This window comes from Rhodanobacter thiooxydans LCS2 (genome assembly GCF_000264375.1).
In the GTDB taxonomy this organism is placed as follows: Bacteria; Pseudomonadota; Gammaproteobacteria; order Xanthomonadales; family Rhodanobacteraceae; genus Rhodanobacter; species Rhodanobacter thiooxydans.
Map to the genome: position 1 here is coordinate 61783 of NZ_AJXW01000041.1, position 16192 is coordinate 77974.

At 68.7% G+C, this 16192-nt stretch carries 15 protein-coding genes; 9 read left to right on the forward strand and 6 right to left on the reverse strand.

Translation table 11 applies throughout. The annotated features are described in order from the left end of the window. Positions 1-202: 202 nt before the first annotated feature. Positions 203-976: a DsbC family protein gene (locus UUA_RS08545; RefSeq protein WP_008435961.1), complete on the reverse strand. Its 774-nt coding sequence runs from the start codon at positions 974-976 to the stop codon at positions 203-205. A 180-nt stretch (positions 977-1156) separates the two neighbouring features. Then, positions 1157-2074, reverse strand: a complete 918-nt coding sequence (gene xerD / locus UUA_RS08550) for a site-specific tyrosine recombinase XerD (RefSeq protein WP_039953732.1) — start codon at positions 2072-2074, stop codon at positions 1157-1159. 50 nt (positions 2075-2124) lie between these two features. Here xerD and UUA_RS08555 point away from each other — a divergent pair, with 50 nt between their 5' ends. From UUA_RS08555 to UUA_RS08565, 3 genes are all read left to right on the forward strand, one after another. After that, positions 2125-2628 (forward strand): RDD family protein, encoded by a 504-nt coding sequence (locus UUA_RS08555; protein WP_008435965.1) that lies wholly within the window; start codon positions 2125-2127, stop codon positions 2626-2628. Between the two features lie 41 nt (positions 2629-2669). After that, positions 2670-3437: a class I SAM-dependent methyltransferase gene (locus tag UUA_RS08560; RefSeq protein WP_039953730.1), complete on the forward strand. Its 768-nt coding sequence runs from the start codon at positions 2670-2672 to the stop codon at positions 3435-3437. A gap of 90 nt (positions 3438-3527) precedes the next feature. Next, the gene (locus UUA_RS08565) at positions 3528-4781 is read left to right on the forward strand and encodes a polyhydroxyalkanoate depolymerase (protein WP_008435968.1); all 1254 of its coding nucleotides are present in this window, start codon (positions 3528-3530) and stop codon (positions 4779-4781) included. Between the two features lie 69 nt (positions 4782-4850). On the opposite strand, the gene UUA_RS08570 is transcribed toward UUA_RS08565, so the two are convergent. Both UUA_RS08570 and UUA_RS08575 read right to left on the reverse strand, forming a co-directional pair. Beyond that, on the reverse strand, positions 4851-5906 hold the full coding sequence (locus UUA_RS08570; RefSeq protein ID WP_008435970.1) for a hypothetical protein: 1056 nt from the start codon (positions 5904-5906) through the stop codon (positions 4851-4853). Between the two features lie 180 nt (positions 5907-6086). Then, positions 6087-8768, reverse strand: a complete 2682-nt coding sequence (locus tag UUA_RS08575; protein ID WP_008435971.1) for a M1 family metallopeptidase — start codon at positions 8766-8768, stop codon at positions 6087-6089. 298 nt (positions 8769-9066) lie between these two features. On the opposite strand from UUA_RS08575, the gene UUA_RS08580 reads away from it, so the two are divergent. The 4 genes from UUA_RS08580 (at position 9067) to UUA_RS08595 (ending at position 12806) form a co-directional block, all read left to right on the forward strand. Then, the gene (locus UUA_RS08580; protein ID WP_008435972.1) at positions 9067-10026 is read left to right on the forward strand and encodes a LysR substrate-binding domain-containing protein; all 960 of its coding nucleotides are present in this window, start codon (positions 9067-9069) and stop codon (positions 10024-10026) included. 127 nt (positions 10027-10153) lie between these two features. After that, positions 10154-10573 carry a rubrerythrin family protein gene (locus UUA_RS08585; protein WP_008435973.1) on the forward strand — a complete coding sequence of 140 codons (420 nt, stop codon included), beginning with the start codon at positions 10154-10156 and terminating at the stop codon, positions 10571-10573. Between the two features lie 159 nt (positions 10574-10732). Next, positions 10733-12076, forward strand: coding sequence for a (Fe-S)-binding protein (locus tag UUA_RS08590; RefSeq protein WP_008435974.1), 1344 nt, complete (start codon positions 10733-10735; stop codon positions 12074-12076). Positions 12077-12224: 148 nt separating this feature from the next. Beyond that, complete coding sequence (locus UUA_RS08595; RefSeq protein WP_008435975.1) at positions 12225-12806, forward strand: DUF3501 family protein; 582 nt, start codon at positions 12225-12227, stop codon at positions 12804-12806. Positions 12807-12905: 99 nt separating this feature from the next. On the opposite strand, the gene UUA_RS08600 is transcribed toward UUA_RS08595, so the two are convergent. Further along, positions 12906-13424, reverse strand: a complete 519-nt coding sequence (locus tag UUA_RS08600; RefSeq protein WP_008435976.1) for an adenine phosphoribosyltransferase — start codon at positions 13422-13424, stop codon at positions 12906-12908. 32 nt (positions 13425-13456) lie between these two features. After that, the gene (locus UUA_RS08605; protein ID WP_008435978.1) at positions 13457-13732 is read right to left on the reverse strand and encodes a putative signal transducing protein; all 276 of its coding nucleotides are present in this window, start codon (positions 13730-13732) and stop codon (positions 13457-13459) included. Between the two features lie 107 nt (positions 13733-13839). On the opposite strand from UUA_RS08605, the gene UUA_RS08610 reads away from it, so the two are divergent. Next, positions 13840-15615, forward strand: a complete 1776-nt coding sequence (locus UUA_RS08610) for a glutamine--tRNA ligase/YqeY domain fusion protein (RefSeq protein WP_008435979.1) — start codon at positions 13840-13842, stop codon at positions 15613-15615. Between the two features lie 28 nt (positions 15616-15643). Further along, positions 15644-16192 (forward strand): nucleoside deaminase (locus UUA_RS08615; RefSeq protein ID WP_008435981.1); only part of this gene is annotated, 549 nt, incomplete at its 3' end.

A 16192-nucleotide genomic window follows, 5' to 3' on the forward strand; every position in this document is an offset into this window, starting at 1 on the left:
AGAAAACGCCTATTCTACCTCATGCTGCAATACGGCATCGCCTTGGCTCGTCCCCCTGCAGTTGGGGAGGCCGGCGACTAAAGGAAGTCCTTCAGGTGAGGGAGTGGCTTTTGGTCCATCCCGCAAAGAGCACCCCGCCCCAACTTTCCACCGCCTTGGCGCTCAAGAGACCCCCTTTAGTCGCAAGAGAGGGAGGCCAGCGTCAGCCGCCCCGCTTGAGCGCCTGCAACAGCTGTTCCGGCGTGACGTAGCCGCCCAGCACGCGCCCATCCGGGCCGTAGATCGCCGGGGTGCCGTTGACGCCCAGCTTCACGCCCAGGTTGAACTGGTCCTTGACCGGGTTGGTGCAGGTGGCCGGCGCCGGCGCATGGCCTTCCTTTGCGGCGGTGAACGCGGCCTTGCGGTCCTTGGCGCACCACACCGAGACCATCTCGGTGTAGGTCGGCGTGGGCCGGCCGGCGGTGGTCACCAGGCCTTCGCGCGGCCACGCCAGGTACTCCACCGCGATGCCTTCCTTGTTGAACGCGGCCACATGCTCGTGCAGCGCGCGGCAGAAGCCGCAGTTGACGTCGGTGAATACGCTGATGGTGTACTTCGGGTTCGGCGGCGCGAACACGATGCGCTCGGATGCCGGCACCTTGGCCAGCTCGGCCTTGCGGAAGCGCGCCCAGGCATCGTCGCCGAGGTTGTGCTTGCTTTGCAGGTCAAGCACGTCGCCGTGCATCGCGTACTTGCCATCGGTGCTGACATAGAGCATCTGGCCGGCAGCGATCACCTGGTAGAAGCCCGGCATCGGCGCCGGTTCGATCGAATCGACCTGCACGTTCGCCGCCAGGCTCCTGATCGCCTGCCGTACCATCTGCTGCGCCGCCGGCGGCACCGCCGAACCGGCAACCGGCGCCGCGTCGTTGTCCGCCGCACAGGCACTCAGGGAAAGCCCGCCGATGCACAGTGCCAGCAACAGTTTCTTCAACATCACAACCTCGTTCGGTCCGTGGCCGGCGCGCTCGCCGGCTGCAATCACGCATTCTCGCACAGGCAGCTGAACGCCATTCGGCGCACGGTGCCGCAGAAACCGGCGACCGGCGCCCCGGGGCGATGTCAGTTTTCCGCGGCACCGCCGCGCGAACCGCCAGGATTCGGACGCCTAACTTGCTCACCCCCGCGGATGATGCTGCGCATGCAGCCGCTTCAGGCCTTCCTTCGCCACCAGCGTGTAGATCTGCGTGGTGCTGAGCGAGCTGTGGCCGAGCAGCATCTGCAGCGCGCGCAGGTCGGCGCCATGGTTCAGCAGGTGGGTGGCGAAGGAGTGGCGCAGCACGTGCGGCGAGATGCGTTTCGGGTTGATGTCCACGCGCAGCGCGTAGCGCTTGACCAGGGTCCAGAACATCTGCCGGGTCATGCCTTCGCTGCGCCGGCTGAGGAACAGCGCCACTGGCTGGCGGCCTTTCGCCAGCGCCGGGCGCGCCTCGGCCAGGTAGGCACCGATGCGCGCCAGCGCTTCCTCGCCGACCGGCACCAGGCGGTCCTTGCCGCCCTTGCCGGTGACGCGCAACACGCCCTGGCGCGGGTTCAGCGCGGCCAGCGGCAGCTCCACCAGCTCGGACACGCGCAGGCCGGAGGCGTACATCAACTCCAGCATCGCGCGGTCGCGCAGGCCCAGCGTAGTTCCGGTGTCGGGCGCGGTCAGCAGGCCCTCGATCTCGCGTTCGGCCAGCGCCTTGGGCAGGCTGCGCGGCAGCTTCGGACGCTCGATCAGCAAGGTCGGGTCGGCAAAGCCGGGCTCGCTGCGGGCGAGGAAGGCATAGTAGCGACGGAACGCCGACTGCCGCCGCGCGATCGAGCGCACCGCCGCCGGCTGCGCGCCGTGGTAGGCGGAGATGTCCTCGCGCCGCGCGGTGCGCAGGCTGCGTCCGCGCGCGGCGAGCCACCGCGCCAGCGCCTCCAGATCGCGTCGGTAGGCCTCCAGCGTGCGGTCGGCCAGGCCGTCCTCCGACCAGACCCGCTCCACGAACGTGCTGATGTCCCGCCGGTCGGCTTCGGCGATACTGGCGCGGTTTTCGTCCTTCTTCATGCGCTCGATGCTGGGCATTGCGCGCGCACTACGCAAGCGACCGAGCCACGATGCCGCCGCCCCCCGCCACCACCGACACCCTCTGCCCGCCGTGGCGACGCCTGCTGGCGCTGGTCTACGACCTGCTGATCGTGCTGGCGATCGTGATGGTGGTGGGCCTCGTGTGTCAGCTCGCCACCGGCGGCAACCTGATCCGCACCGGCGCGCGGACGGTGGTGCCGGTCTGGTACCAGGCGCTGCAAGGGGCGGTGGTGGTGGCGTACTTCATCAGCTCATGGCGGCGCGGCGGGCAGACGCTGGGCATGCGGCCGTGGCGCATCCGGCTGACCCGCGACGACGGCGGCCGGCCGACGCTGCAGCAGGCGTTGATCCGCGTGCTGGTGGCTGGCGCGCCGCTGATGCTGCTGCTGCTGGAACCGGTGATCGGGTTGCGCGCAACGCTGTGGACGCTGCTGGCAGTGTGGGCGGGCTGGTTCGCGGTGGCCCTGGTCGACCCGCGCCGGCGCGCGCTGCACGATATCGTCGCCGGCACCGAGATCCGCCGGCTGAATTGAACTTCATGCTGCGCTCAGCGCCCCCGCCGCCCAATCCGTCGATGCCCGCACCGCACCCCGCCGAAAGCCGCAGCGACGCCGAACTGATCCGCGCCAACCGCGGCTTCTATGACTCGCTGTGGGCCGGGGCGAAGCTGATCGCGCCGGCGTGCTTCAACACGTGGCCGCTGCTGCACGAACTGGCCGCGGCCGCGCCGCGCCGGCTGGAGGTGGCGCCTGGCCTGCGTCCGCGGCTGCCGTTGCACGGCAGCTGTTTCGTCGACCTCAGCCATGCCGCGCTGCGTTGCCTGCAGGCCAGCGGTGCCGATGCAGTACACGGCATGATCGGTGCGCTGCCATACGGCGACGCCAGTTTCGACCTGGTCTGCGCGCTCGACATCCTCGAACACGTCGCCGACGACGAGGGCGCCCTGGCCGAACTGGCGCGCGTGGCAGCGCCGGGCGCCGCCGTGCTGCTATCGGTGCCGCTGCACCCGGCGGCGTGGACGGCGTTCGACGATTTCGTCGGCCACTGCCGCCGCTACGAGCCGGAGCGGATCGTGGCCCTGCTCGCACGGCATGGCTTCAGCATCGAACGCAGCGCGGTGTACGGCATGCAGCCGAAGTCCTCGCGCCTGCTCGAACTCGGCCAGTGGTACCTCACCCATCACCGTGAGCGCGCGATGTGGTGGTACAACCGCGTGCTCATGCCGCTCGGCCTGCGCTTCCAGAAACCACTGCGATGGCGGGCCGGGCTGGGCGACACCAGCGGCGTCGACGAGCTGCTGCTGCGCTGCTGCTACCGGCCGGTTTCGGCGCCAAGTCGCTGATCGAACTGGCTTCGGTGATTGTGGCGACGCAACACACCAGAAACCGATCGGCGCTAAGATGGCGACTTTCGCCTGCGACAAATCGTCCCGATGCTCTATCAGATCCATGAGTGGCAGCGCGCGTTTCTCGGCCCGCTGAGTCATTTCGCCCAGGCCGGCGCGCGCATGCTCAACGATGCCAGCAATCCGTTCGCGCAGTTGCCCGGTGCGCAGCGCATGGCCGCCGGCTATGAACTGATGCATCGCATCGGCAAGGCTTACGAGAAGCCCGCCTTCGGCATCCATACCGCCATCGCGCACGACCACGAGATCGCGGTGATCGAACGGGTCGCGCTGGACCAGCCATTCTGCCAGCTGAAGCGCTTCAAGCGTTTCAGCGACGACCCGTCGACCATCGAGAAGATGAAGAACGACCCGGTGGTGCTGGTGGTGGCGCCGCTGTCCGGCCACCACGCCACGCTGCTGCGCGACACCGTGCGCACGGTGCTGCGCGACCACAAGGTCTACATCACCGACTGGGTCGATGCGCGCATGGTGCCGGCCGCGGCCGGCACGTTCGGACTGGACGACTACATTGCCTATGTCGAGGCCTTCATCCGCCACATCGGCGCGGCCAGCCTGCACGTGATCTCGGTCTGCCAGCCGACCGTGCCGGTGCTGGCGGCGGTGTCGCTGATGGCCGCGCGCGGTGAGGACACGCCGCGCAGCCTGACCATGATGGGCGGCCCGATCGACCCGCGGCGCAACCCCACCAGCGTCAACAACCTGGCCACTACCCAGCCGCTGTCCTGGTTCAAGGGCAACGTGATCCACACCGTGCCGCCGAACTACCCCGGCCACGGCCGCGAGGTCTACCCCGGCTTCCTGCAGCACGCCGGGTTCATCGCGATGAACCCGGGCCGCCACTTGAACTCGCACTGGGACTTCTACCAGGACCTGCTGCGCGGCGACCTCGACGACGCCGAGTCGCACCGCAAGTTCTACGACGAGTACAACGCCGTGCTCGACATGCCGGCCGAGTTCTACCTCGACACGATCGAGAAGGTGTTCCAGCAGTTCTTGCTGCCGCGTGGCCTGTGGGACGTGGCCGGCGAACGGGTGAACCCGGCCGCGATCACGCGCAGTGCGCTGCTTACCATCGAGGGTGAGCTGGACGACATCTCCGGCCTCGGCCAGACCGAAGCTGCGCACGACCTGTGCAGCAGCATCCCGGCCAGGCGCCGTGCGCACAAGGCGATCGAAGGCGCCGGCCACTACGGCATCTTCAGCGGCCGCCGCTGGCGCGAAACGGTCTACCCGCAGGTGCGCGACTTCATTCGCAAGTTCGACCACGCGGCGAAGTAGCCGTCCGCCGATTGCGCGCAAGCTTGGCGCCCGCAGGGCTGGCCCACGCCCGGTGGGTCGGCGCAACCGTCAATCCGAAATTGCCAGCACGCAATCGTCCGCGCCATAGCTGCGGCAGCAGACGGAGAAGATTGACAGGCTGCCCGGCGCGATCGCCGGCCCGAGCAGCCCCTCCAGAAAACCGCTGAAGAAGGCGCAGCCGGAATGGCCTTCCGTGCATAACGGGCTGGCGTGGATACGCAACTGGTCGTCCTGCTGATCGACCTCGACCAGCGCACGCAGCGCGGGTGCGCCGATGTGTTCGATGGCCGCGCGCAAATCCTGCCCGACGTCCAGCGCGTACTCGCGCTCGAACAGCCACGCGCCCGTGCGCTGCCCCGCCAGCGTGAGCGAAGATTCGCGCGCACCGTCGGCAACCGCCTGCGCCAGCGCCAGCAACCGCGGCACGATCCGCGGATACTCCGAGGGCAACTCGTGCAGCGCCCGCTCGACCGCCGCCTCATCCGCCGGCAGCGGCACCAGCTGGATGAAGGGCGCCGCGGCCGCGCGCGGAGGGGTCGGCGCTTTCGGCGTAGGCAGGATGAACTCGAACGCCGGCTCTTCCGCCACGATCGGTGCAGGCGCCGGTGTTGGTGCAGGCCCGAGTGCAGACGTACGTATCGGTTCCAGCCGGGCTGCCGCATCGGTCAGCGCGACCGGTGCCGCGACGACGCCCGCCTTCCCGGCACGATCGGCCATCGCGGGAGCGGGAGCAGGCACGGGCGCGGCGACCGGCGTTTTTTTCGCCGCGGGAGCCACCGCTGCCGGGCGGTGCGCAACTGGCGGAGCCACGCGCACCGGTTCCATCGGTTCGCGCGATGCCGCGAAATGCCCCCGCGTCTCGCCTTCGACGAAGGGAAACATCTTCACGCTGATTAAGCGCTCGCAGGCGTCCAGCGCTGCCTCGAGCGCCCGCTGCTTGCGCGACGGCCCCTGCACCACCATCGTCAGCAGGATGCCGTGGTTATCCTGCACGAGGCGCTGCCGGTGCAGGCTGAAGCCGCCGGCCAGGACCAGCCGGCCAACCTCTACCAGCAGGCCCTCACGGCGTTCCGAGAGGCCCTGGATTTCCAGCTCGATCATCATGCCCCCCCTGCATGCGATGCCGGTGATGTGTGTCGTGCCGCATGCTACGTCAGCCGCTGCGACAAAACCCGGACGCACGGCCGGAAATTCCGCTTGCACGGAGCAACCTTGTGATGCATGCGGGCGGTCAACGAAAAGCCCCGCCGCAGCGGGGCTTTTCATCCGGACGACGCGGCTGCTTCAGCGCAGGATCGCGGCCGGGTCCTGTTTCGCCTTCAGCGCGCTGCACAGCTGGATCGACTCGCCGGTCTGCGCCAGGCCGCGACCGATGCCGGCGGCGTCCTGCTCGCGGGTCTTGAAGAACGCCTGCAGGCGGTCGTACTCGGCTGCCGAGCAGCCGCCAGCCGCCGCCAGCGACGGCAGGCGGCCGCCGGAGAAGCTGCCGGTGCGATCAAGGATCTGCTGGTAGTGCGCGGTGAACCACGACCACATCGCGTCGCGCTGGGCTTGGGTGTCACGCACGCCGCGCAGCAACATGCCCATCTCGCCGACCTTTACCGGCTTGGTCAGCGCGAAGTCGCGCACCTGCTCGGCCAGCGCCGGATCCTCCACGCTGGCCAGGCCACCGAGGATGCCGTTGCGCAGGGCCGGGTCGGTGGTCTTCGGCAGCTCGGCGATCAGCGCATCGACCGCGCTCTTGCCGTGCTCCTGCACCGCCAGGCCCAGCGCGTCGCCGAGCAGGTCTGGATTGGCGGCGGCCAGGTCCGGATGGCCATCCGCCTTCGGCTTGAGCGCCGCTTCACCCTGCTTGAGCAGCGCCGCGCGCACTTCCGGCAGCTTGAAGTCGAGCGCCAGCGCGCTGGCCAGGCTGCTGCGCAACAAGGCGGCGTCCTCGGACTCGCCGGCCTTGCGCTGGTAGCCGAGCTGCTCCAGCCGCGGCAGGTAGGCGGCCTTGGCCCAGCCCGCCAGGCGCGCGCGCTGGGCGTCGGTGACGGCGATGCGCTGATAGAGGCCGCTGGCCGTGTCCAACGGCGCCACGGCCACTTCGCGGATCTTCGAGCCGGCCAGCGGCTGCAGCGCGGCCAGCACCTGGCCCGCGTCCAGATCGCCGCGGCGGAAGCTGGCGTTGATCGCGTCGGCATAGGCCAGCTGCTCGGCGCCGCTGAGCTTGCCGGCCTGTTTGACCAGGCTGTCGAGCCCGGCCTTGTCGAGGCTGAAGCGGTAGTAGCCGCTGGCGTTCGCGTTCGGCATCACCCAGGTCGGCTTGCTGGCGCCGGGCAGTACCATCGAGCCGGTGGCCTGGTCGAGCATTTCGCAGGCGACGTTGCTGCCGCCGCTGGTGCCGTAGCGCACGCACACCGGCACGCCCCAGATGCGCTGCGGGTCGCCGTGGCTGCCCAGCGGCAGGTAGCGGCTCTGGCTCAGCTGCAGCACGGTCTTGCCGTCCTTCTGTTCGAGCTTGGTCGCCACGTACGGCACGCCGGACTGGTCGAGGAAACTCTTGAACGCATGCTTGAACGCGTCGCCCTTGTCGGCCGCGGTGGCGATCGCCGAGACCAGGTCGTCGGCGGTGGCGTTGCCGAACTTCTGCTTCTGGATGTACGCGCGCATGCCCTTCTGGTAGGTCGACTCGCCCACGTAGTTCTCGAACATGCCGATGACGCTGGCGCCCTTCTGGTAGGTGATGCCGTCGAACGCGGTCATGATGTCGCCGTTGCCGGTGATCGGCTGGCGGATGCTGCGCGCGCTGACCAGGCTGTCGTTGTTCATTGCGCCCTGGCCGCCGCGCACGCGATCGAGGTCGGCGCGGTATTCCGGGTGCACCTGCATGGTGACCTTCTGCTGCATCCAGGTGGCGAACGCCTCGTTGAGCCAGATGTCGTTCCACCATTCGGTGGTGACCGTGTCGCCGGTCCACTGGTGCGCCAGCTCATGCGCGTTGACGTTGAACGAGCCGCGCACGTTGCGCGCGGGCGAATCCTTGTCGAGCAGCAGCAGCCAATCGCGGAACGTCACCAGGCCCGGGTTCTCCATCGCGCCGGCCTCGAAGTCCGGCGCCGCCAGCAGGTCGAGCTTGCCGAACGGATAGCCGAAGCCGTAGTAGTTCTCCAGCGCGTGGATGATGCTCGGCGTCTCGCTCAGCACGTGCTGCATGCGATGCCCCTCGCCCCTGGCGGCGATGCCGCGCAGCTTGAGCGGCTCGGCACGCCAGGCGTCGGGCGAGATATCCGGGCCGTCGACGATGTCCCAGGGACCGACCGCGAATGCCACCAGGTAGGTCGGCAGCGGCACCGTCTGGGCGAAGGTCACGGTTTTCCAGCCCTTGGTGGCCGGCTGTTCCTTCACCTGGCGGGTGTTGGCCACCACGTTCTCGTGCTCGGGCACGGTGATGGCGATGTCGAACGGCGTCTTGAAGCCGGGCTCGTCGAAACCGGGGAAGGCGAAGCGCGCGCTGATCGGTTCCATCTGCGTCATCGCGTACGGCTGGCCCTTGGCGGTGACCTTGTACAGACCCTGCAGCTGCTGGTTGAGTGGCGCGGTGTACTCGAACTTCAGGGTCAGCTGCTGCGGCTTGAGCGTGCTGCCGAAATCCACCCGCGCCACGCCGGCCTTCGGGTCCACCGCCACGTACTTGCCGGCATGCGCCTTGCCGGCGGCGTCGGTGACGGTCACCTTCGACACCTTCAATTCGGCACCATCCAGCCACAGGTGGTCGGAGGCCTGGCTCAGCTTCACCTTGATCGTGGTGGTGCCGGAAAAATCCTGCTGCGCCGGATCCACCTTGAACGCGAGCTGGTACGACTGCGGCACCGCCCAGCCGGGCAGCCGGCCCTGCGGTGCCTGGTCGGCGCTGGCGGCGAACGCGGCGCCGCAACAGGCGGCCAGCGCGGTGAGCAGGAGAGGACGGGCGAAACGGCGCATGACGGGCATCTCTGGTTTGCGAGGGAAAACCCAAGCTAGGGCCGCCATGACCTTTGACCCAGTGCCAGAAGGCACGGCGGCCACCAACAGCATCACGGGACGAAAAAAACCGGCGGCAAGGCAGGCCTTGTCGCCGGTGGGGGGAAACCCGCGCGCCTGCGGGGGAGCTGGAGGGAGGGGACTCCGACGCGCGGGGTGTTGCAGAACGTACATGCAGGGTAGGTCACGCCCTTGCATCGTTCCAATTGATTGTTACCATCCATGTCATAGCGTACGCCTATTGACTGACGGACCTGCCATGAACCTGCGCGATCTGCAATATCTGGTGGCCCTGGCCGAGCACCGGCATTTCGGCCGCGCCGCCGAAGCCTGCTTCGTCAGCCAGCCCACCCTGTCCACCCAGATCAAGAAGCTGGAGGACGAACTGGGCGTGTCGCTGGTCGAACGCACCCCGCGCAAGGTGCTGCTGACCGAGGTGGGCCGCGACATCGCCACACGGGCGCGCGACGTGCTCAACGAGATCGAGCAGATCCGCGGCGTGGCCCGCCGCACGCTGGATCCGGAATCCGGCACGGTACGGCTGGGCATCTTCCCCACCCTGGGGCCGTACCTGCTGCCGCACGCGCTGCCGCTGGTGCGCCAGGCGTTCCCCCGGCTGGAGCTGCTGCTGGTCGAGGAAAAGACCGAGGTGGTGCTGCGCATGTTGCGCGAAGGCAAGCTGGACGCGGGCATCCTCGCGCTGCCGCTGCACGAGGACAGCCTGCACAGCGAGTTCCTGTTCGAGGAACCATTCCTGCTGGCGGTGTCGGACGCGCACCCGCTGGCGCAGCACCAGGGCCAGCTGAAGCTGGGCGACCTGTCCAGCCAGAACCTGCTGCTGCTGGAAGACGGCCACTGCCTGCGCGACCAGGCGCTGGAGGTCTGCCACCTGACCGGCGCCGGCGAGCACAGCGGCTTCCGCGCCACCAGCCTGGAAACGCTGCGACAGATGGTGGCGGCAAACGTGGGCATCACCCTGCTGCCGGTCACCGCGGTGAAGCCGCCGGTGGCGCCGGTGGAGAACCTGCATCTGATCGAGTTCCGCGGCCACCCGCCAAGCCGGCGCATCGCCATGGTCTGGCGCAAGAGCTCGGCCATGGACGGATTCCTGCGGCGGCTGGCGGACGTGTTCCGGCAATTGCCGGCGGACCTGCTCGATGCGCACACCGCGGCCACGCCAGCGCCAGCGCCAGCGTCGCGCAAGGCGGCACGCCGATAGCTGCAAGCTATCCGTGCGATCCAGACAATCAATTTCATTGCGCGCCAGGTCGGCGCTAGGCTCGACCGGAGCAGCCGTCAAGACCGCAAGTCACAACCCCTCCCAGCCAACGCCACGAGGTGATGTCATGAGCAACTTGAAAGGATCGCGCACCGAGCAGAACCTGAAAGACGCCTTTGCCGGCGAGTCGATGGCCAACCGCCGCTACCTGTACTTCGCCGCCAAGGCCGACGTCGAGGGCTACAACGACGTTTCAGCGGTGTTCCGCTCCACCGCCGAAGGCGAAACCGGCCACGCCCACGGCCACCTGGAATACCTCGAAGCGGTGGGCGACCCCGCCACCGGCCTGCCGTTCGGCGGCACCCAGCTGAACCTGAAGAGCGCCATCGCCGGCGAAACCCACGAGTACACCGACATGTACCCGGGCATGGCCAAGGCCGCGCGCGACGAAGGCTTCGACGAGATCGCCGACTGGTTCGAGACGCTGGCCAAGGCCGAGCGCTCGCACGCGAACCGCTTCACCAAGGCGCTGGGCGACATGGCTTGAGCACGGCCGCCTGACCCTGATCGTCATCCCTGCGAAAGCAGGGATCCAGCGGCTCGGCAAGTATTTGAAGGCGCTGGATCCCGGCTTCCGCCGGGACGACGGATTGCGTGCATCGACACTTTGCTGACTCGACCTGTTCCAGGCCGAGGGGGAAATACGATGGCCGACCCCATCCACGAAACGCGCGAAGGCAACCTCGACGCGCCCACGCGCCACCCGCTGGGCCAGCACGACCCGGCCTTCTGGGACGCCGCGGCGCTGGAAGCGGAAATGGAGCGCGTGTTCAACATCTGCCACGGCTGCCGCCGCTGCGTCAGCCTGTGCCATGCCTTCCCCACCCTGTTCGACCTGATCGACTCATCGAAGACGATGGAGATCGATGGCGTCGACAAGGCCGACTACCCGAAGGTCACCGAGCAGTGCTACCTGTGCGACCTGTGCTACCAGACCAAGTGCCCGTACACGCCGCCGCACCCGTGGAACGTGGATTTCCCGCACCTGATGCTGCGCGCCAAGGCGGTGGCGTTCGAACGTGACGGCGCGCCGCTGTCGGCGAAGATCCTGTCCAGCACGCGCGCCGTGGGCAAGCTCGCCTCGATCCCGGTGGTGGTGCAGGTGGTCAACGCCGCCAACCGCAACCCGGCCGCGCGCCAGCTGCTGGAAAAGGCCCTGGGCGTCGACGCGGAGGCGCGCGTGCCCGAGTACTTCGCGCCGGCCGCGCGCAAGCGCCTGCGCGATCTCGACGGCCGGGGCGAGGCGGTGCCCGCGGGCCGCACGCGCGGCAGGCTCGCGCTGTTCGCCACCTGCTACTGCGACCACTCCGCGCCCGGCGTGGTGGAGGACCTCGCCGCCGTGCTGGCGCACAACGCGATCCCGACCCGGCTGGTCGAGCAGGAAAGCTGCTGCGGCATGCCCAAGCTGGAACTGGGCGACCTCAAGACGGTGACGAAGTACAAGGAGCGCAACATCCCGGTGCTGGCGAGAATGGCGCGTGAAGGCTGGGACTTCACCGCGGCGATCCCGTCCTGCGTGCTGATGTTCAAGCAGGAGCTGCCGCTGATGTTCCCGGATGATCCCGGGGTGGCGCTGGTCCGCGAGCGTTTCTTCGATCCGTTCGAATATCTTGCCGAACGGCACAGGGCCGGCCTGCTCAGGACCGACTTCAAGCAATCGCTGGGCAAGGTCGCCTGGCAGGTACCGTGCCACCAGCGCGTGCAGAAGATCGGCCCGAAGACGCGCGAGATCCTGCAACTGGTGCCGGACACCGAGATCACCACCATCGAGCGCTGCTCCGGCCACGACGGTACCTACGGCGTGAAGCACAAGACCTACGCACTCTCGCGCAAGCTGGCCAAGCCGGTGGAAAACCGCGTGCGGCAGGCCGCGCCCGACCACTTCACCAGCGACTGCCCGATGGCCGGCAGCCACATCGCCCACGGCCTCGGCGATCAGCCGGCGGCGGAGCATCCGCTCAGCCTGCTGCGCAAGGCCTATGGTATTTGAATGGCGCATGGGAATGAATCACCGCTCGCCGCCGTTACCCGAGCTCCCGTCGGCGGCGGTTCGGAAAGCCGGCGGGCAGTGCCCGCCCTACGGGGCTGCGGGACCCCTCTCCCGAAGGGAGAGGGGTCAAAGCAAACCGGGGAAGTCCATGGACAAGCTCGAACGCGCCGACCTGCTCTCCCTCGAAGCCTACGCGCAACAGCGCGCCGACTTCCGCACCCGCGTGATGGCGCACAAGCAGCAGCGCACGGTACACCTGGGCGAACACCTCACGCTGATCTTCGAGGACCGCCTGAGCATCCAGTACCAGGTGCAGGAAATGCTGCGCATCGAGCGCATCTTCGAGGCCGTCGGCATCCAGGACGAGCTCGATGCGTACAATCCGCTGATCCCCGATGGCAGCAACCTCAAGGCCACCATGCTGATCGAATACGCCGACGTCGAACAGCGCAAGCGCGAGCTGGTGCGCCTGCGCCACATCGAACACGCGATCGCGCTGACCGTGCACGGCCACGCCCCGGTCACCGCCATCGCCGACGAGGACATGGAGCGCAGCAACGCGGAGAAGACCGCCGCGGTGCACTTCCTGCGCTTCGAGCTGGACGCGGCGATGATCGCCGACTGGCGTGCCGGCGCGGCGGTCGCGCTGGCCTCGACGTTGCCGGCGATGGTGGTCGAGGCGACGCTGACGCCGAACCAGCTCAGCACGCTGGCGGCGGATTTCCGCTGAGCATGCGCAAGCCCCTGTGAGCCGCGACGCCACCGGCGCGTGCGCGGACGAACTGACCTACGTCGAACGGCTCGACGCCGCCGCGCCGTGAGCGGGGACTCAATAGCGCAGCAGGCTATGCAGCGCCTTGCCCACGGGCCAGCGGCCGCGCCCCTGCAATGCGGGCAACTCGATCACCACGCTGGCGCCGAGCAGCTCGGCACCCAGGCCGCCGACCAGGGCCGCGGCCGCCGCCAGCGTGCCGCCGGTGGCCAGCACGTCGTCGGCCAGCAGCACGCGCTCGCCCGGGCGGAACGCATCGTGCTGCACCTGCAGCTGGTCGCTGCCGTATTCCAGCTGGTAGTCCACCGTCGCCACTGGCGGCGGCAGCTTGCCAGGCTTGCGCAGCGGCACGAAGCCGGCGTGCAGCTTCTGCGCCAGCGCGGCACCGAAGATGAAGCCGCGCGCCTCGATGCCGCACACCGCCTGCACGGCGCTGCTCTGCCACGGCTCGGCCAGCGCGTCGATGCAGCGGGCGAAACTGCCGGCATCGGCAAGCAGCGGGGCGACGTCGCGGAACATCACGCCGGGACGGGGGAAATCGGGCACGGCGCGGATCAGTGCAGCGAGGTCTTGCATGGGGTTTCCTTGAGCGCACGCAGCCGCACGACTCAGCAGGGTGCGGCCAGCGGGTCGTCGGGCAGGTCGTTCTCGCCGATCGCCTGCCGCGCCTCGACCAGCCGCGCCTCGACCTCGGCCACGATGCCGCCGGCCTCGGCCAGGCTCGATTCGGGCACCATCACCGCGATGTAATCCATCGCCGGCAACTGGCCGACCCCGCCGGTGAGGTATTCGCCGGCAATGAACGCCGGGATGCCGCCCGCTTCCAGCGCATCCTTGACCAGATGGGCATCGAACAGGTTCTCGGCGCGGTAGACGGTGTGCATGCCTCGCACGCTAACTCGCCCCGGCACGCGGGGCAAGGCGCCCGGCGGCGATGGCGACGACAAGGTAAACTTGCGTGTTTCCGCCACCGCTTGCGAGCCCGAGTCCGATGCCGACCGAGAACCCCGCCAACGCACCCGCCTCTTCGACGGCCGCCGTGCAGCAGGCGGCTCCCCATCAGGACTTCATCCGGCAGATCGTGCGCGACGACCTCGCTTCGGGCAAGCACGTGGCCATCCACACCCGCTTTCCGCCGGAGCCGAACGGCTACCTGCACATCGGCCACGCCAAGGCGATCTGCCTGAGCTTCGGCATCGCGCAGGAGTTCGGCGGCTGGTGCAACCTGCGCCTGGACGACACCAACCCGGGCAAGGAAGACCCCGAGTTCGTGCAGGGCATCAAGGACGACGTGCACTGGCTGGGCTACGACTGGCATGAGCTGCGCCACGCCTCGGACTACTTCGACGTGTTCTATCGCGGCGCGCTCAAGCTGGTCGAGGACGGTCTGGCCTACGTGGACGACCTTTCCGCCGACGAGATGCGCGAGTACCGCGGCACGCTGACCGAACCCGGCCGCCACTCGCCGTACCGCGAGCGCAGCGTGGCGGAGAACCTCGACCTGTTCCGCCGCATGCGCGCCGGCGAATTCGCCGACGGCAGCCGCACTCTGCGCGCGAAGATCGACATGGCCTCCGGCAACATCAACCTGCGCGACCCGGCGCTGTACCGCATCCGCAAGGTCGCCCACCAGAACACCGGCGACGCGTGGCCGATCTACCCGATGTACGACTTCGCACATGCGCTCAGCGACGCGATGGAAGGCATCACCCACTCGTTGTGCACACTGGAGTTCGAGGACCACCGCCCGCTGTACGACTGGTGCGTGGACAAGGTGGACCTGCCGGACCATCCGGAGCTGTGGCAATCGGTGGTCGCCGCCGGCCTGGAGGCGAAGCCGGCCAAGCCGCGCCAGATCGAGTTCTCGCGACTGAACCTGTCCTACTGCATCACCAGCAAGCGCAAGCTGGCGCAGCTGGTCGCGGAGCACCATGTCGATGGCTGGGACGACCCGCGCATGAGTACCCTGCGCGGCCTGCGCCGGCGCGGCTTCACCCCGGCCGGACTGCGCCTGTTGATCGAGCGCGTGGGCGTCAGCAAGCAGAACAGCGTGATCGACTACGCGGTGCTGGAGAACTGCATCCGCGAGGACCTGGACGCCACCGCGGCACGCCGCATGGCCGTGCTCGACCCGCTGAAGCTGGTGATCACCAACCTGCCGGCAGGCCACGAGGAAACGCTGGTCTTCCCGAACCATCCCAAGGACGAGAGCTTCGGCACGCGCGAGGTGCCGTTCGCGCGCGAGCTGTGGATCGAACGCGACGACTTCGCCGAAGTGCCGCCGAAGGGCTTCCACCGACTGAAGCCGGACGGCGACGTACGCCTGCGCGGCGTCGGCATCGTGAAGTGTGGGCAGGTCGTCAAGGACGCCGGCGGCAACGTCACCGAACTGCACTGCACGCTCGATGCGGAAACCCGCCACGGCCTGCCCGGCGCCGACCGCAAGGTGAAGGGCACCATCCACTGGGTCAGCGCGGCGCATGCGGTGGCCAGCGAGGTGCGCCTGTACGACCGCCTGTTCAGCGTGCCCGCGCCGGACAGCGAGGAGGGCGGCAAGAGCTGGCTCGACCACCTCAACCCCGACGCCAAGCGCGTGGTGCAGGCGTGGCTGGAGCCGGCCGCCGCCGATGTCGAGCCGGAGCGGCGCTTCCAGTTCGAGCGGCTCGGCTACTTCGTCGCCGACCGTGTCGACCACCGCGCCGACGCGCCGGTGTTCAACCGTACAGTGACCCTGCGCGACGTCTGGGCCCGACCGACCGGCCAGTAAGCAAACCGGACACACACGGAGCGAAGGCATGCTGCCGCTGCAAATCCACCTCACCCTGCCGCCGTGGATCGGCGACGTCGCCGACACCAACCGGCGCTACCACAGCGACGAGGAGCGCGTGGGCCTGGCGATCGAGCTATCGCGGCACAACATCGAACGCGGCGGCGGCGGTCCATTCGGCGCGGCCGTGTTCAACAGCCACAGCGGCCGGCTGGTCGCCGTCGGCGTCAACCGCGTGCTGCCGCAGAGCTGCTCGGTGGCGCACGCCGAGATGATGGTGATCATGATCGCGCAGCAGCGCCTGAGCCGGCACCGGATGAACGAGGACGGCGGCCATTACGTGCTGGCCACCAGCTCACAGCCGTGCTGCCAGTGCTACGGCGCCACGGTGTGGGCCGGCATCGACGAACTGCTGATCGGCGCCCGAACGGAGGACGTCGAGGAACTCACCGAGTTCGACGAAGGCCCGCTGCCGGCCGACTGGATCGGCGAGCTGACCCGCCGCAACATCGCCGTGCGCCGCGACATCCTGCGCGATCGCGCGCGCGAGGTACTGGCCGCCTACGGCAGCAGCGGC

Coding starts and splice junctions, on each gene's coding strand:
- UUA_RS08545 (WP_008435961.1), bottom strand. CDS start 976: ATGTTGAAGAAACTGTTGCTGGCACTGTGCATCGGCGGGCTTTCCCTG.
- xerD (WP_039953732.1), bottom strand. CDS start 2,074: ATGAAGAAGGACGAAAACCGCGCCAGTATCGCCGAAGCCGACCGGCGG.
- UUA_RS08555 (WP_008435965.1), top strand. CDS start 2,125: ATGCCGCCGCCCCCCGCCACCACCGACACCCTCTGCCCGCCGTGGCGA.
- UUA_RS08560 (WP_039953730.1), top strand. CDS start 2,670: ATGCCCGCACCGCACCCCGCCGAAAGCCGCAGCGACGCCGAACTGATC.
- UUA_RS08565 (WP_008435968.1), top strand. CDS start 3,528: ATGCTCTATCAGATCCATGAGTGGCAGCGCGCGTTTCTCGGCCCGCTG.
- UUA_RS08570 (WP_008435970.1), bottom strand. CDS start 5,906: ATGATGATCGAGCTGGAAATCCAGGGCCTCTCGGAACGCCGTGAGGGC.
- UUA_RS08575 (WP_008435971.1), bottom strand. CDS start 8,768: ATGCGCCGTTTCGCCCGTCCTCTCCTGCTCACCGCGCTGGCCGCCTGT.
- UUA_RS08580 (WP_008435972.1), top strand. CDS start 9,067: ATGAACCTGCGCGATCTGCAATATCTGGTGGCCCTGGCCGAGCACCGG.
- UUA_RS08585 (WP_008435973.1), top strand. CDS start 10,154: ATGAGCAACTTGAAAGGATCGCGCACCGAGCAGAACCTGAAAGACGCC.
- UUA_RS08590 (WP_008435974.1), top strand. CDS start 10,733: ATGGCCGACCCCATCCACGAAACGCGCGAAGGCAACCTCGACGCGCCC.
- UUA_RS08595 (WP_008435975.1), top strand. CDS start 12,225: ATGGACAAGCTCGAACGCGCCGACCTGCTCTCCCTCGAAGCCTACGCG.
- UUA_RS08600 (WP_008435976.1), bottom strand. CDS start 13,424: ATGCAAGACCTCGCTGCACTGATCCGCGCCGTGCCCGATTTCCCCCGT.
- UUA_RS08605 (WP_008435978.1), bottom strand. CDS start 13,732: ATGCACACCGTCTACCGCGCCGAGAACCTGTTCGATGCCCATCTGGTC.
- UUA_RS08610 (WP_008435979.1), top strand. CDS start 13,840: ATGCCGACCGAGAACCCCGCCAACGCACCCGCCTCTTCGACGGCCGCC.